Source organism: Clostridium estertheticum subsp. estertheticum (genome assembly GCF_001877035.1).
GTDB lineage: Bacteria > Bacillota > Clostridia > Clostridiales > Clostridiaceae > Clostridium_AD > Clostridium_AD estertheticum.
Genome location: NZ_CP015756.1, coordinates 4286673 through 4309701 on the forward strand (window position 1 = coordinate 4286673; position 23029 = coordinate 4309701).

Consider the following 23029-nt stretch of genomic DNA (forward strand, 5'->3'; position numbering starts at 1 on the left):
ATTTAGTTTAGGAGGAGGTAACTATGGAATGGATTTATTTAGTGGTAGCTGGATTTTTTGAAGTAGCATGGGCAATCGAGTTAAAATATTCGCTAGGATTCACGAAAACATTACCCAGTTTATTAACCATTATAGGAATGATTACAAGTTTTTACTTTTTATCATTATCTCTAAAAAGTCTACCACTTGGAACTGCATATGCAGTTTGGACTGGCATAGGAACTGTTGGCACAGTGGTCTTAGGCGTTATTTTATTTAAAGAGCCAATTGATATTATGCGTGTTATTTGCGTTGTATTAATTGTAATTGGAATCATTGGTTTAAAACTGATAACGATAAAATAACAATTTATATTAGCTTAATGTTATTCAAATCAAATGCTATTTATACCAGTAAATGATTTAGATGAAACCCAGAATAATACCTATTAATAAGGAGGAATTTTAGTGAAAAATTTTATAATTGAAGATGGTTTTTGGGGTTTATTCCCTAATGCAAAGATTGGAGTTGTTATTTGTCATGGAATAGATAACACCATAAGAAATCAAGAAGGATACCTTGATATGATTTTAAGGGCTGAAAAAGAAGCTTTAAAATATTTGCAAAATGAAGAATTTAGCAATAACGAAGTAATAAAAATATGGAGAGAATCATTTCAAAAATTCAAAAGCAAAAAAGGTGCTAGGTCATCTATAGAAGCATTATTAAAGCGAGTTGATAAAGGAAATCATATTGGAAATATTAATCCATTGGTTGACATATACAATTCAATTTCATTAAGATACGCGCTGCCTTGCGGTGGTGAGGATATAGACAAATTTAACGGCGATATAAGATTAACAAAAGCAATTGGAGATGAAGACTTTGTTCCACTTGGAACAGATAAAAATTCACCCCCTTATGAAGGGGAAGTTGTATATAAAGACAATGCTGGAGCGATTTGCAGATGCTGGAACTGGCGAGAATCATTAAGAACCATATTAACTGAAAAAACAAATAACGCTTTTTTATGTATTGAATTGACTGATGAAAAAAGACAAGTGGAATTTGAAAATGCTTTAAAAGAATTAGAAACATTAGTAAAAAATAATTTAGGAGGAGAAACTCAGATATCAATTTTAGATACAAATAATAAGAATGTGCAAATTGATTAAATTAATTTAGGAGGTTTATAAATGAGTAATTTTAGTTATAAGGATATTTATATTGAGGATGGTAAGCGGGTTCTTGAGATGAATATATTACCAGAAAAGTATTGCAACTTTGATTGCATATTTTGCCCTATTGGAAGGTCACACAACAAAATAGACACACAACAAACATTTTCGGATATTTCTGAATCCTTAAATGAACTGGAACATAAATTAATGAATAATGAAGTGGATTTAGTATTTATAAACTCTAAAGGAGAAGCTCTGGTTAATGATAAAATTGAAAATGTTATTAACCTAGTGAAAAGTAAAGGATTGGCAGTGAGATTACTTTCAAACGGTTATATATTGGGTAGAGTTGAATACATGAAAATAGCCAATAAATGTGATGAAGTAATTGGAGAAATAAAAGTTATTACGGATAAGGATTTTCAAAAGATTCAACGCCCTATTGATGGTTATAGCTTCCATGAGCATATATCAAGTATGATCTCTTTCAATAAACAATACAAGGGTAAGTTTATATTAGAGATAACAATTCTCAAGGGATACAATGACAGCGAAGAGGCCGTTTCCAAGTTAAGAAATATTATTGATGAATTATCACCAGACAAGATAATTATTGAAAGAATGGACGATGACAGATTTAAAGAGAAACTCGGAATAAGTGATGAAAAATTTCATGCCATTTCAAAGGCATTACTTAATAAGTAGCATGACATTATAATATAAAATAAAAAAAACCGACTCTTCTTAAATAGATAAGTCGGTTTTTATATGCCTATACCTATATCCTTAATATTAGGCTACTTTCACTATATATACAGAGTGCACTATCCGCAAGGATCAATTAATAATAGTGTGTAATATTTTTAAAGTAGCTTGCAAAACGAAGTAAAGTAACATTGAATTTTCATCTAAGAATTATTCTCTTGCACTTCCCACAATATGCTTTAGATAATTGAATAAGTTTTCTCCAAAGTGACTTGCAAAAGAGGCGTAGAAACTATTGAAATACCATTTATAAATTCTTCTTTTACCAATATAAAGTTCTCGTAAGCCTGACAGCCTAACGGCTAACACATTTGAGTAAAATAGCTTAAGTGTTTAGATCTGAATATATACGTTATAATCATAAAGATGAAAGCATGTAGGAGTATGATAGATAGTATATAATAAGTTTTACATACGCTTGTTTATGTAATGAAAAAGTTTCGTAAGCAGTCCAGGACGGACTGCTAGCACTTCTGAGACAGGACGTCGAATAAGTGCGTTAGGAACTTTTCCATGGAGTAAACTTAGAGTATGTTAACGAATTATCTACTATCAGAATATCCTGCATGATGAATCGTTAGAAGAAACTGTTTTTCACCTTATCTAGGAATAAATCCTATTTTCTTTTGCATTTTTCTTAATGTCTTATTTGCAACATAATTAGCCTTTTCTGCTCCTTTTTTGTAAATTTCTTCTAGATATGCTTTTTTACCTATGTATTCCTTAATTTTAATCTGTATAGGTTCAAGCTCTGAAACTACTGCTTCTGCTACATCTTTTTTAAACTGAGCATAACCTTGCCCTTCATATTTAGCTTCTATCTCTTCAATAGACATCCCAGTTATAGTCATCAATATTGTCATTAAGTTCCTAACACCTAGTTGCTCATCATTAAACTTAACTACCCCTAGACTATCTGTAACTGCTCTATTTACTTTTTTTCTTATAACTTCTGGTGGGTCCATTATTAAAATAAATCCATTAACATTTTCTCCTGATTTAGACATCTTCTTAGCTGGTTCTTGTAAATCCATTACCTTAGCTCCTGCTTTACCTATATATGGTTCAGGTATTACAAATGTATCGCTATATGTTTTATTAAATCTCTCAGCTATGTCCCTAGCAATTTCAAGATGTTGAAGTTGATCTTTTCCTACAGGTACTAAATTACTTTGATATAATAAAATATCTGAAGCCATTAACACAGGATAAATAAGTAACCCTGCTCCTATACTTCCTGCACTATTTTGTGATTTAACTTTATATTGTGTCATTCTGCTTAATTCTCCCATGTAAGTAGAGCAAGTTAAAAGCCAAGCTGCTTCACTATGAGCAGGAACATGTGATTGAATAAACATGGTATTCTTCTCAGGGTCAATACCTGCTGCTAAGTAAATAGCTAATAATTCTAAAGTTCTTCTTCTCAAATCTTTTGGTTCTTGCTTTACTGTTATCGCATGTAAATCCACCACACAAAAATAGCATTCATATTCATCTTGTAATTTAACCCAATTTTTTATTGCTCCCAAATAATTTCCAAGTGTTAAGTCACCTGAAGGTTGAATTCCACTAAATATTACTTTCTTATTATCTTCCAATATAACCATCTCCTAAAATGTAAATAATGAACGAAAATCATATATTGATTCGAATGCAATTCACATCGTTAAGTAATTCTAAAATTAATTACTAAAACTTGCTCATATGCTTTCTACTCAACATCTAATTTTTTCATTATTTAAAGTGTGCTAAATGAAAAAAGCCCTATGGATAAATCCATAGGGCGAATATACACGGTACCACCTAATACTTAGAAACTATGTTAAAGCTTCTTCTCAAACAGATACACTACGATATCCTACCTCTATAACGTAAGGCTTACGTCAAGGACTACTATACTTCATCCTGAGTCTTAGAGACCCATTCAATTTAAACATAATTATCGTAATCACACCTTCTACGACTCTCTAAAAATCTGTTTTTAAATTTACTTGCTTCTCATCATAGACTATAACATTATAAAACTTAAAATGTCTTATAAATATAGTATACCTATTTACTTAAATTGTCTACAATAAAAGAAATCTAGGCTTTCCAAAGACCATGTAAATTGCAATATTCTCTTACGAATAATACTTCTTCTTCTAATTTAAATTCAGCTTCTGGTGTCTCACCTGGTTTTAAAAATTTTCTGTAAATTTTATTTTCTGTGTGTACTTCTATGAATTCAATATGGTGATCTTCTGTTGCTGGATGCTGAACTGCTCCAACTTTAACTTTAATTCCACCTTCAATTTTTTCAGCTACAGGAACATGTTTTTCAACTGCTGCATCCGTAGTATTTTCTTCTTTAAGAGTCATATTTTGTCCACAACAGACTAAAACTCCTCCTGAAGCATGAAGAACTTCAACTATATTACCACATATATCACATTTATAAATTTGTCTTGATTGAGTCATTTTTATTCCTCCTTTAAATTTAGAAACCAATAAATACTAATTATATTTATTTATACATAACAGTTATTTATTGATAGTAATTATATATATTCTACACCTCCTTTAGAATATCCTTTATTTATATACAATTTTATTTGCATTTTTATTTTATGCTAAGCTACTATGTAATATTCGATTATACTATATATAATCTACCTAATATTACCTTCATTTTATTTCTATTCTGTGGAACACTATATAACATCAATATAAAGGGAGGTACTAATATGTCAAAAGATCAAGTAAAAACATATGCACCATATGAAAGAGATTTCTATGATCAGGAACCATCTGATATAAGATCTTATTCCGAAACTGATTCTACTATGCTCCCAGACCCAGTAACTGACCCCATAGTTGCTATGAATATATCTAATGTTGAATTTGACTATACCTACTATGGTGGAGTAGAGTTTGTTGATGAAGAAGACTAACTTCTTTCTCAAGAATACTAATTTCTTTTGTAAAAAAGACTATCCTCTTTATAAAGACATTTAATTTTTTAAAGCTATAAAGTGTTAAAAACAGATGACTTCGTTTTAGAAGTCATCTGTTTTTTTAAATTATAACCTCAACCTTATGAACCCCATCAGTAAATGGTACTAACCCATCAATACATAACTTACCATCAAGCCATATTCCTTTGTCTCCAATACGTTTAACCTCAATTCTATATTCATAATTATCCTTTTTATAAATAATCTCATAATTCGGCCATTCCTCTGGGACGCAAGGCTTAATAGTAAATCCTTTTCCCTCCTTTAATTTAAGACCTAAAATAGCTTCTATTCCGGTTCTATACATCCATCCTGAAGTTCCAGTATACCAACTCCAGCCTCCTCTTCCTACATGAGGTTCTTTTCCGTATACATCAGCAGTCATTACATATGGCTCTGTTTTAAATCTCTCACATTCAGGCAGAGTTTTTGTATGATTTATAGGATTTATCATGTTATAGAGCTTTGTCGCTGTATCACCTTTATAGAGTTTAGCAAAAGCAAGTATTACCCAAGTCGCTGCATGTGTATATTGCCCACCATTTTCCCTAACTCCAGGAACATAACCTTTAATATAACCGGGCTCCAGAGAAGATTTACTAAAGGGTGGAGTTAATAGTAATATCATGCCATTATCTTCTTTTATTAAATAACGTTCTAATGACTTCATAGCCTCTGTCGATCTTTCTTTATTTGCAGCACCAGATATTACTGCCCAAGATTGAGATAGAGAATCTATCTTACATTCCTCATTTTGCGATGAACCAAGTGGCGTACCATCATCAAAATATGCTCTTCTATACCAATTACCATCCCATGCATTATCCTCTAGATTTATTCTTATATACTCTTTCATATCCTTATATTTCTTAAGTTTTTCATCATCATTTTCGTATGTGCAAGCCTTTGAGAAATCTTCTAATATATCATATAAGAACCATCCTAGCCATACACTTTCACCTTTACCCTTATTACCCACGGTACTCATTCCATCGTTCCAATCTCCACTTCCCATAAGAGGAATATTGTGAGGTCCAAATTTAAGGGCTTTTTCTATAGCTTTTATACAGTGTTCATATATACTACCTGTAAAATCTGTCTTTCCTGAAATGTTATATCTTTCATCTTCACCTTCTGCAAGTGGTGTATCCATTAAATATTCCGCTTGTTCATTAAGGATATCAAAATCGCCTGTATTTTTTATATAATCCATAGTGACATATGGTAGCCATAATAAATCATCAGAAAATCTTGTTCTTATTCCACTATCTACAACGGGGTGCCACCAATGTTGTACATCCCCTTCAACAAATTGCCTCGAAGCACTATACAAAATTTGTTTTCTTGTCATACTAGGCTCAATCATGCTTAGTGACATAACATCCTGGAGTTGATCTCTAAATCCATATGCTCCGCCAGATTGATAAAAAGCAGTTCTCGCCCATAGTCTACATACTATAGTTTGGTACATTAACCATCCATTAAGCATTAAATCCATACTCTTATCTGGTGTCTTAACCTGAATCGTATGAAGTATCCTATTCCAATATTTTTTAACATTTTCTAATTCAGTATCCACTATCTTAAAATCTTCAAATTCCTTTACGACCTTTGAAATATTATCTAAATTCTCATTTTCACCAAGCATTGCTATTAATTCTATTTCCATGTTAGGATCTAAATGAATTTTAGAAGTAACTGCAAGGCATGGATCTAGTCCCGCTCCAACATTGTTTGATAGTTTTATTCTCTTTAGAACTTCCGGATTCTCAACACTTCCTCCTCTTCCTAAAAACTCACTCCTATCACCAGTGAAGCTTTGCTGATGACCTCCAAATAGTTTCAAATAAGACTTTAATTCTCCAAAATGCTGGTTATAACAATTTGTTGCATATATATATTCTTGTTCCTCATTAAAATAAGTAACTATGTGCTGAGCAGTATGCTGAGGTACTACACCCATTACGAGTTCTGCATAATAGGTTATACTTATATCTCTTGCTATATCACTATTATTCTTTAGTTTTATCTTGCATAACTTAACATTATGCGACCTTGGCACAAACATAGTTACTTCACCCATAATACCAAAAACCTCATGTTTGAAGTTTGAATATCCAAAACCATGTTCTATTAAGTATTCTCCACTATCCCTTATAGGTTTAGGTGTAATACTCCATATATCTCCATTATTATCATCCCTCAAATATATAGCCTCTGAGCATTCATCACTTATCCAATCATTGGACCAAGTCGTAATTTTATTTTCCCGACTATTGCTGTTCCATGTATATGCTGATCCACATTCTGACACATGAAATCCAAAATTACCATTTGAAATTACATTTATCCATGGTGCTGGGGTATTATTAAAATCTTTAAGTAGAATAGTATAATTTTCACCTTCTACATCAAAACCACCGAGTCCATTAAAATACTCTAATGGCTTTATATTAAACTTGTGCTCCTTAAACATGAATTCTTTTTTTAAAGTTTGAAGCAACGGTATTTTCTGTAATCTCTTGTTCTTATTTTGAATTTGAGATACCAACATTCCCTTACATGAATCTATAACCAACCTAGCTATAGCTATTAATAGATCTATATCTTCATCTTTAATATTAGCCTTATTAAGTATAAATAGTCCACCAGGTTTGTTTTCTTTATCTCTTAAGTGACTTCCACCTACTAAATCCCTAATATCAGCTTGTAGTGGCTGATCATATGAGGTCATTTGAAGGTTTATTATCACCAAATCAACTCTTAATCCTTTAAGGCTTAAGTATTCATGAGCATTTATAAGTTGACGAACTAAATCTTTATCTTTACTCTCACGCACTATTAGAAGAATTATAGGTAAATCTCCTGAAATGCCATATCCCCAAAGGGTAAATTGTCCTTTTTTTACATTTTTTATATACTTTTCTCTTTGTCTAAAAGTAGAATTTAAAAATAAAATTTTGGAAGCTATAACTTGATATAAATTTGCCTGAGTAGATTTTATGCCTAAGTATTTCATATCTACCTGAGTTTGACTCCACGCTAGTTCAAATACCCTATTTATGTTATGAAATTCACTATATTTTTTAGCTAAACTTATCACTTCTTCTTTTGTATTAGCTATTGACGTAGTGAATGCTATAATGCATGTTTCACCAGGTTTAATTTTAACTCTTCTTCTTATACTTATTATAGGGTCAAGTACAGCTCCAACAGTATTAGATAATAAATCTACCTTCATTGCTATAGGATGCATTGTGTTCTCACCACGACCTATGAAATTAGCCCTGCTAGTCTCATATTGAATAGTTCCAATAGTATTTCCCTCAGTTGCGACGGTTTGCATAAGCCAAGGCTGTTTCTCACCCTTAGACCTCGGCCTTCTCGTTGCAATGATACAACTAGGATTATCAACATACTCCGTTTTCACAAACAAATTGCCGAATGCTGGATGTACTATATCTGCATCGTAATGAGCTAGAGTTATCTCAAAATAGCTTGTTATCTCTAAATTTTTACTTATAGTACTTTTATTTGTAATTGATAATCTCCTTACCTCTGAATTATCCTCTGTAGCCACAGTAATTTCCATACGAGTGGCAATATTTTTATCACTCCTTGCAAACTCAGCCTTGTCTAATGCGAAGGTCACCTCATAACTATCACTTGGCCTTTTACAGGGCTCATAAGCCGCACTAAAAAATTCATTTTTGTCAGTATCTTTGATATAAACAAACATACCGGTATTATCTTTTGTAACATCTTCCTTCCATCTATAAATCATAGTTTTATCATGCAAAGCATATCCTGCTCCACTATTAGAAATCATTAGTGAATAATTTCCATTTGAAATTAAATGTGTTTCCGGAGTTTCTGTTTTTGCTGTAGTATACTTTCTAACAATAATCTTTTGTTTTCCTACAGGAGTGCCTAACACCTTAAATTTACGTTCCCTATCATATACTACCCTCTTAGAAATTTTCTCTTGGAGTAATAACTCTGTAGCTTTTACTTTCGGTAATGCATGAAATCTTTTTTGTAAAATATTATTTAATAATACATTATCTAAAGCCATCAAACTCATACCTTCGTGATGAATCATAAAACACTTGATTATAGCCTTATGATCATCTTTAGACATTCTGTTTTTAGTATAATCTACAGCTTCATAAAATCCGTAATTCCCCTCGAGGCCTTCACACGTAAGTCTTTTAAGATTGTCGTAAGCTCCTCTAAAGTCAGTTTGAAGTGCCATGACAGTTGAATATGGTGAAATAACCAATTCATTTTCAAGTCCTGACTTTAATCCTACTCCAGCCACTCCAAATGCTTTATATTGATAATTTAAATTTAAATCAAATTTATAAAATGCGGATTCAGATATACCAAAAGGTACCCTTCTTTCACTACAATATTGCTTTTGTGCACCGATTACAGCATTATAAGTTTCATCTAGCATTGTTCCTGGATAATTTTTCATTATAAGCAGTGGCATCATGTACTCAAACATTGTTCCGCTCCAAGAAACTAAGCCCTTACTTTTCCCCATATTTGTCATAGATCTTCCAAGTTTAAACCAATGTTTTTTAGGAATATCTCCCTTTGCAATAGCGACAAAACTAGCTTGCCTTGACTCAGAAGCCAATAGATCATAATAACTCTTACCTAGATTATCATTCTCCACATCATAACCAATTCTTAACAGTTCCCTATCCTCATCATATAACATCTTAAAATCAGTGGCTTCTGCCATAGCATTTAATTTTTCCTTTAAGCTCTCTATTTTGTTAATAAGAAATTGAGTTTTTTCTTTTGTCTGTTGTAACAAACTTTTTAATTTTGATAACGGTCTATCATTTTTCAATTTGTCATCTAACATATTTAATATATTTGTTGTTTTTTCTGGGATACTAATTATTGTTGCCCCCTCAAGCAAATACCTCATAGATTTAGTAAGTTCTAAATCAGAGTCTTTGTCAAAGGCATAATCAAACCAAGGAAATAGTTCACTTATTTCCTCTAGATACCCACCTACATCATTTTTTAGTTTTTTATTCCAATATGATTCCATGCAATATTCATTTCTTCCCACTTCTACAAGCTTACTAGATAAATCTCTAAGTATAGTTTTCCAACAATTAAATTCTATTGTATCACTCTCTATTCTATTTAATATGCCATGATATAAATCCTTAACTTTTTGCGATACTCCTACCTCTTCAGAGGCAAGTCTCATCGTGTCTTCCAATCCATTAATTTGAGCATGATTAAACAATGGAGCCCTCAAATATTCATCTAACGCCTGCGCAACTACCCAAAGGTACCCAACTAAATTACCACTATCAACAGTAGAAATATATCTAGGAAAAAGTGGCGTCTTAGTTTTAGTATCATACCAATTATAAAAGTGGCCTTTGTACATATCCAGATCTTCCATCGACATCATAATTTTATCTATTCTACTTGTTACATTAATAATTCCAATATACCCTAAATCATATGCAACTAAATTTGAGGTTAATTCCATTCCCATATTGGTTGGTGAAGTTCTATGAGCCACTCCATTAGGTGGCTCTTCTTGGTAATTATCTGGCCCAAGCCAATTGTTTTCATCATTTACAAAATCCTCAAAGTAAGCCCAAGTTTTTCTACTTAATTTTCTTAAGTAATTTTTTTCTTTACTGGTAATTTCAAAAGATTCAAACTCCCTATCACGGCTTATAGCATATGCAATTACGGGGCTTAAAAACCAAATGACACAAGAAGGTATGCTAAGAAATCCAACACTCATACTTGCATTAAATGATATAATTAAAATTAAAACTGAAATTGCACTGCCCACCCACATAGCCTCTATAAAATTTTTAAGTTTTCTCCCTACTTTCACTTCAACATCTGCTGCTGACTGCCACTCTAATAAGTTTTTTTTACTTATTAGTACCCTGTATAATGTTCTAATTATAGCATCCGTCATCATATACGCTTGATAAGGTATAAAACAAAAAATCAAAAACACCTGTTCAATAGCCATCTTGCTATTTGCGATTTTGCCCGATAAACTTACCCCTAAAGCAGGAGAAACTACAGCTTCACTTACGTCAAAAAGTATAGGAGCTAAAATAGCTACAAAAGCTGCAATAACCCATTTATCCGTACTATCTGGCAATATTCCACCTAAAGCTAGTATAAGCAAAATTGTAACGGAAGGTGCAAGCAAACTTCTTCTTAAATTATCAAATATCTTCCATTTAGATATTTTGTTTAATGGTGAAGATTTTTTAAGCCAACGTAATAATTGCCAATCCCCTCTAGTCCACCTATGTAACCTCATAGAACTAGCATTATAATATGATGGGTATCCATCTATAAACTCCACATCGGTAACTAATGCTGTTCTAACATATGAACCCTCGAGCAGGTCATGACTTAACACAGTATTTTCAGGTATTTCATCCCTTAACATATAGTTAAAGACATCCACATTATAAATACCTTTACCAGTAAAAATGCCCTCCCCAAATAAATCTTGATATACATCAGACACCGCGGTAGTATAAATATCTATACCTGTTTCGCCAGAAAAAATCTTTGAAAATATAGTTTTATTTGCACTAAGAATAGATACTCCTATTCTTGGTTGCATTAGTCCATATCCTCTGCTTACTCGCTTTTTATCACTGTCTATAACAGCATTATTAAGTGGATGTGCCATTGCCCCTATTAATTTTCTAGCAGAGTCCCTTGGAAGTTTTGTATCTGAATCTAAAGTAATAACATATTTAACCATTCTGAGATTCTCTGCATTATTACTTATTACATTGTAACTAGTATTCTGCTTACCTCTTAAAAATTCATTAAACTCCATAAGTTTTCCACGTTTTCTCTCAAATCCTATCCACTTATTTTCTTTTTCATTATATTGTCTCCTTCTATTTAAGAAGAAAAATATATTTTTCCCTGGTATACAATATTTTTTATTCAATTTCTCTATTTCTAAAAGTCCAACATCAACTATCCCTTTATCGGACACTTCATCCTTAGTATCACTATCCTTAAAGTCACCAAGAAGTGCAAAGAATAGATTACTTTGCGGATTAGCTAAATAGTATATTTCTAAGTCCTTTATTAATTCTGTTACCCTAGAAGTATTATTTAGTAAAGTAGGAATTACTACAACTGTACTAAATTTTTCTGGTATCTCCTCTTCGAAATCTATTTTGGGAATAAACGATGTCGTACATAAAAGACTTATGCTCCAATTTAAAATTGAGATTGTTATTTCACTACATGGTACTAATATAACAATTACAGCCAATATATATCTCCATAAATCTTTATCATTATCATTTAATAAGCTACTTACAATAATTAAACCCACTATTAGTAAAGTAACTATACCAATAGTCCTTATATAGAAATTAACTATATTTTTATTTTCGCTGTTTATCAATTTTTCCATGCCAGTACTTTTATATCCTATTTTTTTCTTTAATTCATCTAGTCCATCATCTATTAGATAATAACCTACATGGTTTTTATAAGTATTATTTTCTGGTATTTTACTATCATAACAACATTCGATTGCTTTTTTTGCTATATAAGATTCTGCAAGTTTTGTGTGTTTAGATAATTTTTCTATTTCATGTCTATATTTATCCCTTGACTTAAAATCCATTTTTCTATAAATGCTTGCAGGATCCTCCCTTAAAATAACCTCTACCGGACTTAACTTTTCAAAATATTTTTTCCAATTTAAACCTTCAATAACTCTTATACTATTAATAGAATTTGCCATAGAAATTTCAAAATTAGCCTCTATTTGATGTTCTAGTGCTATGATTTTTTCTGAGCTTGTGTCCTGAGCTCCAAGTCTTTCATCTATAAAATCATAAACCTCCTTAGAATCAATACCATTGTCCCTTAACAGTTTGAGTAATCTTTCTGTAAAGTGCAAAGTGAATATATTTTTTTGATTATTTAAAAGCGATAATTCTAGATTTATTTTATCTTCGTTAAAAGCATTAATTAACCTCTCTGCAACTAATTCTGCCTCTTTTTTATCTTCCTCTGCTTTAACAATTTTCTCAGTTATCTTACTAATATTTTGGATTAAGGCTATTCGGAGCATTATAGGTATAGCCCAAAGTTCACCAGACGTCAACACGGCATTCTTTTGATATGCACGAATAAACTCTTCAATTACATGTTCATCCATTCTACCATCAGTGTGAGATACTATTTCAATGGCAATATGATAAACTCTTGGGTATCCCTTAATAACTCCCTTATATATTACTGGTAAATCTTTATAATATGTTTGTGGCATATTATACTTTATGCTTTTGTATTCTTTTTCTATTAAATAAAGATTATCCAAAAGCCATTCTGCAGCAGGTAACACCTCTTTTTTATTTTTACCTTCTTTGTCTATCTTCTCGTAGCCTTCTAAAATTTTTGCGTAGCTTCCATCTAAATTACTAATAAGCTTTTTTTTGCAATTAGTATTCTTTACATCAGAGTAATGACGTGCTATTTCGAAAGCATGTTTTTCCAAATCTTCTCTATTCACATTTATAGTTGGTACATCTTTCAGTAAATTTTCTTCTTCATAATGATTTAAATTTTTTCTTACAACTATATAAGCTAAAATACTTATTGCAACTATTGCCCCTAATATAACATATGGCATTATAAACACCCCTTTAATACTTTTTGTTAATAAACTTTGTAAAGTTTTAGAACTAGTTGAAATTATTATCCCCAACTAATTGTTCAATTATTAGTAAAAACAACAAAAAAACTCACAATTAAATATTGTGAGTTTTTTATATGGATGTTAATTAGCTAATTAATCTTAGATTTTATAAAATTCTTCAAAAGATTTTGTTACATAAAAATGATCTAATACTCCACCTAATTCTCTTATTGAATGCATAGCCAAAGTTGGACTTCCCATATCTACTGACCTTATATTTAAATGAGTTGAAGATATTGGCCCTATAGTTGAACCTCCCCTAGCATCAGAACGATTAACAAATTTTTGAATTGGCACACCTGCCTTTTCGCAAATTAATTCATAAACTGCATCTGAGTTACTATCAGTTGTATAACTTTGACTTGCACTAATTTTTATAACTGGACCTTTATTAATATATGGTTTGTTTGTTGGGTCATTTTTTTCCGGACTATTAGGATGAACAGCATGTGCATTATCTGCAGATATTATAAATGATTTAGATATAGCTCTAAAAAACTCTTCACGATTTTTATGGAGAGAAATTGTAATACGCTCTAAAATATCAACTAGCATATTTGAATCAGCTCCCTGCTTTGTTGAACTTCCCACCTCTTCATTATCAAAACAAACTATTACATTTGTCGCCTGGACAGACGAGCCCCTAGATATTGCACTTATCCCAGCATGTACCATAGCTAAATCATCCAACCTTGAGCTTGATATAAATTCATTATTAAGTCCAATAATTGATCCCTTTTCATACTCATAAAGGAATAAATCAAAATCTATAATTTCCTTAAGATCCACGGCTAACTCTTTTGCAATAGCACTAATGAGATAATTGTTTTTTTCTAGATTTTCATTAACCATTGAAAGTAATGGTAATAGATCCTTTTGTTTATTTAACTCAATACCAGCATTAACATTTCTATTCATATGAATAGCTAAATTAGGAATTATCATAATTGGTCTTTTAATATTTACTAGCCTAGTTTCAGGATGCAAAATATCCTCACTTCTTAAAGTTACCCTACCAGCTATTGCGAGTGGCCTATCCATCCATGTATTTAATATAGGTCCACCATAAACTTCCGTATTTAATCTTACATACACATTATCTACTACCATTTCTGGGCTCGGTTTTATTCTAAAGCTTGGTGAATCTGTGTGTGCTCCAATAATTTTAAAGCCACTTTCCTCAATTTCTCCCTTTCCAACTACAAACGCAGTTAGTGCAGAATCATTTTTAGTCACAAAATATTTTCCGCCTTTTTTAAGTTCCCATTTATCTTCTTCTTTAATTTCCACAAAACCTGCTTTGCATAAATCTCCTTTAGCCTTTGCTACAGCATGGTATGCTGTTGGGCTATCATAAATATAATCAATAAGATTTTGGGCAAATTCTAATTTTTTAGACATATATATTCCTCCAATTAATGCTAAGACATATAAGCACCTTGCTTATCTCTCTTACTAGTATAACAAATTTATTACATATTATTTCTATAAAAACTAAATAAATGCTATAATTAATTATGAAAAATGTGTTTAAATTTAATTTTTTAAATTATACTATATAATTAGAGGTGTAAATATGTTATCAAAATTTTTAATTTCAAAATTTATAAAAAATTATCAAGATATCAATAATAAAGAAGTGAGAGATTCCTATGGTTATCTAGGTGGCTCAGTTGGAATTGTACTAAATTTAGTGCTTTTTACTACAAAGCTAATTATAGGAATAATATCAAACAGTATAGCAATTACAGCAGATGCCTTTAATAATTTATCGGATGTTGCTTCGTCAGTTATTACAATTCTAGGTTTTAAATTAGCTAGTAAACCAGCAGACAGAGAACATCCCTTTGGTCATGGGAGACTTGAATATATTTCTGGTCTTATAGTGTCGTTTATAGTAATTCTAGTAGGTTTTGAATTTATTAAAACCTCTTTTGATAAAATAATTCATCCATCAAAAGTAATTTTTAAGCTTATACCCTTTATACTAATATTAGCCTCAATAGGTGCTAAACTTTGGATTAGTAGGTTTAATAAGATTATGGGAAAAGCTATAAAATCCTCAGCCCTAGAAGCCTCTTCAACTGATGCATTAAGTGATGTGGTAAGTTCAAGCTGCGTTGCACTATCACTTCTTTTATCTATTTGGATTGATTTTCCACTAGATGGGTACATAGGTATCCTCGTATCCCTTATAATAATATATGCTGGATACTCGCTTATAAAAAAAACCATGAACCCGCTTCTTGGTGAAGCACCTGATATAGAACTAGTAAACGGAATTCGATCAAAATTACTATCCTTTGATCATATTACAGGTTGCCATGATTTAGTTATACATAACTATGGCCCCGGCCGATGTATGGGATCTATTCATGCCGAAGTCCCTTGTGATATGTCTATAGTGAAAATCCATGAAATTATAGACGAAGCTGAAAAAGAAATCTCTGATGAATTTAGTCTATATTTAGTTATTCACATGGATCCTATAAATAAAACGGACAAGGAAGTTAACGCATCGCGATTAGAGCTTTTAAATATATTAAAATCCTTTTCTATAATAAAATCAATTCATGACTTTAGAATTGTAGGCGAAGGTAATCATAAAAATTTAATCTTTGATGTCGTAATTGATTTCGATCCTAAATTTTCAGAAAGTGATGAGCTTAAACTTCAAGATGATATTAATATAGCTCTTAAAAAATCTTACCCTTATTATAATGCTATTATGACAATTGATAGGGATTATATAGGAGTATAAAATTAAAAGTATATTTTACTAGAAATGCATTCACTTCGCTAAGAACTACTAATTTTATTTTTACTAAATATGCTAAAACCATAAACTCGCTATCTCTCAAAAACTATATAGACTATTATAATAATAGCCGTTATCATAAAAAAGCGCCTACCAAATGATAGACGCCTTACTTGAAATCTTTAATTATTTTCACTGTCTACTTGACAGGGGGCAGTTCATTAAATCTTTCACTCTTTTCTTATTCATTATTTTTTGCAGATACGCTTTAGTACAAATAAATGATAGTATAAGTTTCTCCGGAGTGACTTACAACAAGAAGCGAAGAAACTATTAAAATTGAATTTAAAAATTCTTCTTTTGCGGAAATAAAATTCTCGTGAGCTTGCCAGGAGACATAACAATTAATAATTGTTATGTACCCCAGAAGACTACCCAGAGGTCCAAGCTAGCGAACCTGAGCCAGGAGGTTGAATGTGAGCGATAGAGAATTTTATTGTAGCAAAATATTAGAATTCCTTAATACAATTTCACGTTTCAAGCCCATGTTGCAAGATACTCTGGAGAATTTGATACTTTGTTACCTATAAACACACTTCGTTACTAATCATGTCTTTGTATGTTTGTCTTTTGCATATTATTTTGTGATTACCCTCATTAACTAAAACTACTGGAGCCTTAGGTATTTTATTATAATTACTACTCATTGAATAACCATAAGCACCAGTTGATAATACAGCCATGAGGTCCCCACTATTCACCTTTGGTAACTTAACACCCTCAAGGAGTATATCCCCACTTTCACAGCACTTACCTGCAATAGTAACTACTTCCATACATGGTCCACTTATTTTATTTGCAAGTACACATTGATACTGTGCATTATACAAAGCTGGTCTTATATTATCAGTCATTCCACCATCTACTGCCACATACTTTCTAACATCTGGAATATCCTTTATTGCGCCTACAGTATATAGTGTTATACCTGCATTAGCTACAATTGATCTACCCGGTTCTATAACAAGAATGGGCTGTTTTATTCCATATTCTTTGCAACGAACTTTAGTCTCCTCGAGTATAACTGAGCAAAATTCTTCTATTTTCTTAGGCTCATCACCTTCATCATAATAAACGCCAAATCCCCCACCTAAATCTAATTCTTCTATATCATAATTAAACTTTTCTTTTATATGTTTAACTACAGTTATCATTATATTTACTGCTTCCCTATAAGGTTCTACTTCGAAAATTTGTGACCCTATATGACAATGAAGTCCTGCAAGTTTTATACTGGCTAAACTTAAAGCAGTCCTTATAACTTCTTCAAGTTCATTATTTAATATAGTGAATCCAAACTTTGAGTCAATCTGTCCAGTTTTTATGTAATCATGAGTATGAGCTTCTATACCAGGAGTTACTCTAAGAATAACCCGTTGTATAATACCTTTTTCCTTTGCATTTTCATTGATAATTTCCATTTCATGAAGATTATCTACCACAAAAGTTCCTACTCCAAGTTCTATTGCCATTTTAATTTCATCAATTGTTTTATTATTACCATGAAAATATATGTTTTCCATTGGAAATTCAGCCTTATAAGCAGTATACAATTCTCCTCCAGAAACTACATCTAAATATAAACCTTCACCTTTTATAATTTGACACATTGCAATAGTTAAAAATGCTTTCCCTGCATAAGCTACCTTATTATGTTCGCTCTTAGCTTTAAAAGATTTATAGAACCTTCTACAATTATCTCGTATAAGCTGTTCATCCATTATGTAAAGTGGAGTACCATATTCCTTTGCTAGAACCTGAGCACTTACACCTGCAATACTTAGCGTATTATTCTCATCTTTTACGTTACCGAAAAATCTCACATAAATCCCTCCTTATATCGCTATATTATTTATAAATTAAATTCATTTGCAACAATCTTTATAGCCTTTAGTTTATCACTAGTTTTAATTGCACAAGTAATTCTTATTTCTGATGTAGTAATCATTTTAATCTCGATATCATTTGCACTAAAAACCTTAAACATTCTAGCAGCTACTCCAGAGGTTGTCTTCATACCCAGACCCACCATAGAAAATTTAGTTATATCCTCATCAACTATAACTTTATTATCACCTGTTAATTTTTCTATAATTTTCAAACTATCCTTTAAGCTTTCTTTAGGAATTGTGAATGACACACTCACCATTCCATCTACAGGTGATGATTGACTTATCATATCTATATTAACCCTTTTACTTCCTATAGCTTCAAATATCGTGGACAATATATTTACATCTTTAGGTATATTCTTAAGAGTTACCGCAACATCATCATCATTTGTTGCAATACCAGTTACTGGTTTACTTTCCATATTCACGTTTTTTACCTCCTTAATTACAGTTCCTTTAATATCACTATCACTTAATCCTACGTATATAGGTATACCATATTTTTGAGCAAGCTCGATTGACCTTGAATGCATTATCTGAGCTCCTAAACTTGCAAGTTCAAGCATCTCTTCATATTCTATTTCATCTAATTTTTTAGCCTCGCTATAAGCTCTGGGATCTACACTATATATACCAGAAACATCCGTATATATTTCACATCTTCCATCAAGCTTTACAGCTAATGCAACCGCAGTAGTATCAGAACCACCTCTACCAAGTGTAGTAATATCACCTTCTCCATTTATTCCTTGAAAGCCAGCAACTATTACAATTTTACCTTCTTTTAAACTTTTTTTAATTTTGTTACCATGTATATCCTCAATTAATGCCTTACCATATTGTCCACTAGTCTTAATTCCAATTTGGTATGCGGTATAACTTATTGCATCATATCCAAGTCCCTTAATTGCCATAGCAAGTAATGCACTTGAAATTATTTCTCCCGTTGAGAGTAATGCATCTAATTCCCTTTTATCTGGCTCTTCTCCTATCCCTTTTGATAAGGATAATAAATCATCTGTAGTATCTCCCATAGCTGATACTACTATTACTAAATCCGTATCCTTATCTTTTCTTTTTATTATACTTTGTGCGATCTTTTTAATTTTTTCTGTAGTACCTACAGATGAACCCCCATACTTTTGGACAACTACTGACATTATTAAATCATCTCCTGGGTCGCTGCCTATTAACAGCTAATAATTTTACAACTTTTTCGAATCCTTATTATGTAATTAATATTATTAAATTTTCTTCTATACTGTTAATACATGTTTCCAAAAAAAAATAATGCAGCAAAGGAACACCCTTGCTGCATAAAATATGTATTTTTACACAAACTTCGTGTACCTTGTAGCTCTCCACTAATAAATTAGTGACAACCCTACACATATTATGTGTAAAACCAGAAAATAATTTTACCAAATATATTTTCTTCGGCCATAACTCCTTTTCTTATTTATCCTCGCTTGCATGCTCCAAATAAGTACTAATAGACACAGCACCTCTACCCTAGGTAGTTTATTATTTAATTAGTCTCTAGTTTATCATAATATGTTTAGAAGTACAAGTGTCAATTATCTGAGTTTTTACTGAATTCTAAATTAACCTATACTATTTATATACACCTTTCAAAATAAATAACATAACATATATATGACAATGTTATTTAAATTTAGGAGATGATAAAATGTGCGGTATTGCAGGATGGATTAATTTGTACGCTAATATTGAAAAAGATAATAGAATTCTTTTTAAAATGACCGATACATTAAAACAAAGAGGACCTGATGCCGGTGGTTTTCATTTTTCAAAGCATGCGCTTTTAGGTCATAGGCGTCTTGTGGTTGTTGATCCAGAAGGCGGCTCACAACCTATGACAAGAAAAATAGGCAATAATACCTATACTATCGTTTATAATGGTGAGCTATATAATACAGAAGACGTACGGAAGATATTAAAAGAAAATGGTTTTAGTTTTACCTCATATTCTGATACTGAAGTGCTTCTAGTAGCTTTTATTTTCTGGGGAGCCGAATGTGTTAAACATATAAACGGCATTTATGCCTTTGGAGTTTGGAATGAAACACATCAAACATTATTTTTAGCGAGAGATCCACTAGGGGTTAAGCCACTATTTTATACACTCAAGGATAATTCATTAATTTTCGGTTCAGAGATAAAGACACTTTTAGCTCATCCGTTGGTAGACCCAATCCTTGATAAACAAGGTCTTACTGAGCTATTCGGCTTTGGACCTGCAAGACCTCTTGGTAGTGGCATCTTTCAAAATATAAAAGAATTACCACCATCGCATAACTTAATTTATAATAAGGAGGGTATTAAAACAAAAGAATATTGGAAACTTACTGCTAAAACACATGATGAGAATTTATCTACAACTACAGATCACATACGTTCATTGCTTGTAGATTCAATAGAAAGGCAACTAGTTGCGGATGTTCCAGTGTGCACATTTTTATCTGGCGGTCTTGACTCAAGTATAATTTCGGCAGTAGCCTCTACCTATTTCAAGAAAAATAATATGCCTAACTTGAACACCTATTCTATAGATTATGTTGATAATAGAAAGTTTTTTAAACCTACAGAATTTCAACCAAATACGGATGCAGACTGGATTTATAAAATGGTAGACTATATTGGATCTGATCATCACGATATATTAATTGATACACCCGAGCTTTCCTCATATCTTAAAGATGCTGTTATGGCTACCGATTTACCAGGTATGGCTGACGTAGACTCATCATTATATCTCTTTTGCAAAGAGGTAAGAAAAAATTCTACAGTTGCTCTTTCTGGCGAATGCGCTGATGAACTCTTTGGTGGTTATCCATGGTTTAGACGCGAGGAAGATATTAATGCGACTACATTCCCATGGTCAAAATTCGTAAATGATAGAAAAAGTATACTCTCTGGTGATCTTCAGAGTCTTCCACTAGAAGAGTATGTTCAAGATAAATATGATGAAAGTTTAAGACAGGTTCCAGGTGTTCCTGGTGAAAGTCAAAGAGAGCATAGAATGAGAGAATTATTCTATTTAAATATAAAATGGTTTATGATAACCTTGCTTACAAGGAAAGATAGAATGAGTATGGCGAGTGGCCTTGAAGTAAGAGTTCCTTTTGCAGACCAAAGACTTGTAGAATATGCCTATAATATTCCTATGGATATGAAATATTATAAAGGACGTGAAAAAGGAATTCTACGTGAAGCTCTCACGGGCCTTCTTCCAGATGATGTACTTTGGAGGAAAAAGAGTCCTTATCCAAAAACTCATAATCCAGGTTATACAATGGCTGTTCAAAAGCTTATGAATAATATACTAAAGGATAAATCATCACCAATACTACAACTAATAGACCAAAAGCATGTTCAAGAAATAGTTGATTCAGGTGGTAATGCATATAAAAATCCTTGGTATGGTCAACTTATGACAGGGCCTCAACTTATAGCATATTTAATTCAAGTAAATACTTGGCTTAAAGAGTATAACGTTATATTAAAGTGAGCAAAAAAAGTATATATTACGCGTATTGCAATACGCGTAATATATACTTTTTCAGTTTTATGTAACTGGCTCCCCATAAATTGGGACTACTCTTGTCCAGCCTTTCATTTTCCCATACTTAAGATATTTGTCATAATAACTGAGCTCATCATCAAGGATATCAGTCCATAACTTACGCAAGGATTCATTCCTAATAGTCTCAATAATTGCTCTGAGATGAGCATCTAATGAAGCTAATTGCCAGCTTAGAATGATTCGGTACATAAACTTATCTGTAATCATTTCAGGGTCTATTGGAGTTGCTACCGGTAGTGATGATCTATTAGGCAACAGTATATTAAGCTTTAATGCTAACTTTTCAAGCTTGTTAACCTGCTTGTTGTAAATATATAACCCATGTTCAAGTATCACTTTAAACTCAGTATCATGAGCAAAACCTGAGAATATACCAATGAGTTCAATTTGTTCATATCTCATAACAATATGATCCCAAATATGAAAGGCTTCTGAAGTTGAAAGCTGTTCTTTATCCTGAATAACAGCAGTTTTATAAGTAGGATATGTTTCCTCCCAGCCCTTCAATTTACCAAACTTATAAAGGGTATCAAAATCCTGAAAATGTACCTTTAAATCTTCTATGATAATATTTCTTAAATTATCATTCGTACTAGTTGATCGAACCGCATGGCTTAGAGACATCAGCTGAGCTACAAGATCATGGTATATCTTTTTATATATATAATCATCTGTTATATCATTAAGTCGAGTTGCAAATTTCACGTCCACCGGAGGTCTGTTTGGCATTATTATACGAAACTTTTCACCTAATTTTTCTAAATTATTTATTTGATTTTCAAAATTTTTCTGAAATCCACTTAGGATTGCTTCCCAATCTACGTCATGAACAAAGTTCTTAAATAATTGAACTGTTTGAGTGCTGACATATCTTGCTCTTAAAAGACTATATATATTAAATGCCTCCTGGATATCTACAACATCTTCTCTCTTATGAACTTTCTTAATTAACGAAATTATATCCAATACCTTCACCCCTCAGTTTTAAATATTATTATTACTATGTGTAAAACAACTTATATATATACCTTGAGAG

At 31.8% G+C, this 23029-nt stretch carries 13 protein-coding genes and 1 riboswitch; of the genes, 6 read left to right on the forward strand and 7 right to left on the reverse strand.

Annotated elements, in window-relative coordinates:
- The first annotated feature begins 23 nt into the window (after positions 1-23).
- From A7L45_RS20020 to A7L45_RS20030, 3 genes are all read left to right on the forward strand, one after another.
- Entirely contained in the window at positions 24-344 is a 321-nt protein-coding gene (locus A7L45_RS20020) for a DMT family transporter (RefSeq protein ID WP_071614414.1), read from the forward strand.
- 102 nt (positions 345-446) lie between these two features.
- Positions 447-1154: a B3/B4 domain-containing protein gene (locus A7L45_RS20025; protein ID WP_071614415.1), complete on the forward strand. Its 708-nt coding sequence runs from the start codon at positions 447-449 to the stop codon at positions 1152-1154.
- 21 nt (positions 1155-1175) lie between these two features.
- Entirely contained in the window at positions 1176-1865 is a 690-nt protein-coding gene (locus A7L45_RS20030) for a radical SAM protein (RefSeq protein WP_071614416.1), read from the forward strand.
- Positions 1866-2524: 659 nt separating this feature from the next.
- Here A7L45_RS20030 and trpS read toward each other — a convergent pair.
- Both trpS and A7L45_RS20040 read right to left on the reverse strand, forming a co-directional pair.
- Positions 2525-3523, reverse strand: a complete 999-nt coding sequence (trpS, locus tag A7L45_RS20035) for a tryptophan--tRNA ligase (RefSeq protein ID WP_187350204.1) — start codon at positions 3521-3523, stop codon at positions 2525-2527.
- Between the two features lie 487 nt (positions 3524-4010).
- Positions 4011-4385 (reverse strand): desulfoferrodoxin, encoded by a 375-nt coding sequence (locus A7L45_RS20040; protein ID WP_071614418.1) that lies wholly within the window; start codon positions 4383-4385, stop codon positions 4011-4013.
- Positions 4386-4651: 266 nt separating this feature from the next.
- Here A7L45_RS20040 and A7L45_RS20045 point away from each other — a divergent pair, with 266 nt between their 5' ends.
- Entirely contained in the window at positions 4652-4858 is a 207-nt protein-coding gene (locus A7L45_RS20045) for a hypothetical protein (protein WP_071614419.1), read from the forward strand.
- A 124-nt stretch (positions 4859-4982) separates the two neighbouring features.
- Here the strand turns inward: A7L45_RS20045 and A7L45_RS20050 are convergent, their stop codons facing one another.
- Both A7L45_RS20050 and A7L45_RS20055 read right to left on the reverse strand, forming a co-directional pair.
- Positions 4983-13610, reverse strand: a complete 8628-nt coding sequence (locus A7L45_RS20050; RefSeq protein ID WP_071614420.1) for a glycoside hydrolase family 94 protein — start codon at positions 13608-13610, stop codon at positions 4983-4985.
- A gap of 165 nt (positions 13611-13775) precedes the next feature.
- Positions 13776-15077 (reverse strand): M18 family aminopeptidase, encoded by a 1302-nt coding sequence (locus tag A7L45_RS20055; RefSeq protein WP_071614421.1) that lies wholly within the window; start codon positions 15075-15077, stop codon positions 13776-13778.
- Positions 15078-15252: 175 nt separating this feature from the next.
- Between A7L45_RS20055 and A7L45_RS20060 the strand changes: the two genes are divergently transcribed.
- Entirely contained in the window at positions 15253-16437 is a 1185-nt protein-coding gene (locus A7L45_RS20060) for a cation diffusion facilitator family transporter (RefSeq protein WP_071614422.1), read from the forward strand.
- A gap of 581 nt (positions 16438-17018) precedes the next feature.
- Here the strand turns inward: A7L45_RS20060 and lysA are convergent.
- Positions 17019-18317: a diaminopimelate decarboxylase gene (gene lysA, locus A7L45_RS20065; protein ID WP_071614423.1), complete on the reverse strand. Its 1299-nt coding sequence runs from the start codon at positions 18315-18317 to the stop codon at positions 17019-17021.
- A gap of 29 nt (positions 18318-18346) precedes the next feature.
- On the reverse strand, positions 18347-19546 hold the full coding sequence (locus A7L45_RS20070; RefSeq protein WP_071614424.1) for an aspartate kinase: 1200 nt from the start codon (positions 19544-19546) through the stop codon (positions 18347-18349).
- A gap of 186 nt (positions 19547-19732) precedes the next feature.
- A riboswitch (Lysine riboswitch) is annotated at positions 19733-19904 on the reverse strand.
- A gap of 172 nt (positions 19905-20076) precedes the next feature.
- On the opposite strand from A7L45_RS20070, the gene asnB reads away from it, so the two are divergent.
- On the forward strand, positions 20077-21918 hold the full coding sequence (gene asnB, locus A7L45_RS20075) for an asparagine synthase (glutamine-hydrolyzing) (protein ID WP_071614425.1): 1842 nt from the start codon (positions 20077-20079) through the stop codon (positions 21916-21918).
- Between the two features lie 57 nt (positions 21919-21975).
- Here the strand turns inward: asnB and A7L45_RS20080 are convergent, their stop codons facing one another.
- Entirely contained in the window at positions 21976-22959 is a 984-nt protein-coding gene (locus tag A7L45_RS20080) for a DUF3231 family protein (protein ID WP_084647527.1), read from the reverse strand.
- Positions 22960-23029: the final 70 nt, after the last annotated feature.

Excerpts from the sequence above, each read along its gene's own strand:
- A7L45_RS20070 (WP_071614424.1), bottom strand. The coding sequence starts at position 19,546 with ATGTCAGTAGTTGTCCAAAAGTATGGGGGTTCATCTGTAGGTACTACA.
- asnB (WP_071614425.1), top strand. The coding sequence starts at position 20,077 with ATGTGCGGTATTGCAGGATGGATTAATTTGTACGCTAATATTGAAAAA.
- A7L45_RS20060 (WP_071614422.1), top strand. The coding sequence starts at position 15,253 with ATGTTATCAAAATTTTTAATTTCAAAATTTATAAAAAATTATCAAGAT.
- A7L45_RS20050 (WP_071614420.1), bottom strand. The coding sequence starts at position 13,610 with ATGCCATATGTTATATTAGGGGCAATAGTTGCAATAAGTATTTTAGCT.
- A7L45_RS20020 (WP_071614414.1), top strand. The coding sequence starts at position 24 with ATGGAATGGATTTATTTAGTGGTAGCTGGATTTTTTGAAGTAGCATGG.
- A7L45_RS20045 (WP_071614419.1), top strand. The coding sequence starts at position 4,652 with ATGTCAAAAGATCAAGTAAAAACATATGCACCATATGAAAGAGATTTC.
- A7L45_RS20055 (WP_071614421.1), bottom strand. The coding sequence starts at position 15,077 with ATGTCTAAAAAATTAGAATTTGCCCAAAATCTTATTGATTATATTTAT.
- A7L45_RS20030 (WP_071614416.1), top strand. The coding sequence starts at position 1,176 with ATGAGTAATTTTAGTTATAAGGATATTTATATTGAGGATGGTAAGCGG.
- A7L45_RS20040 (WP_071614418.1), bottom strand. The coding sequence starts at position 4,385 with ATGACTCAATCAAGACAAATTTATAAATGTGATATATGTGGTAATATA.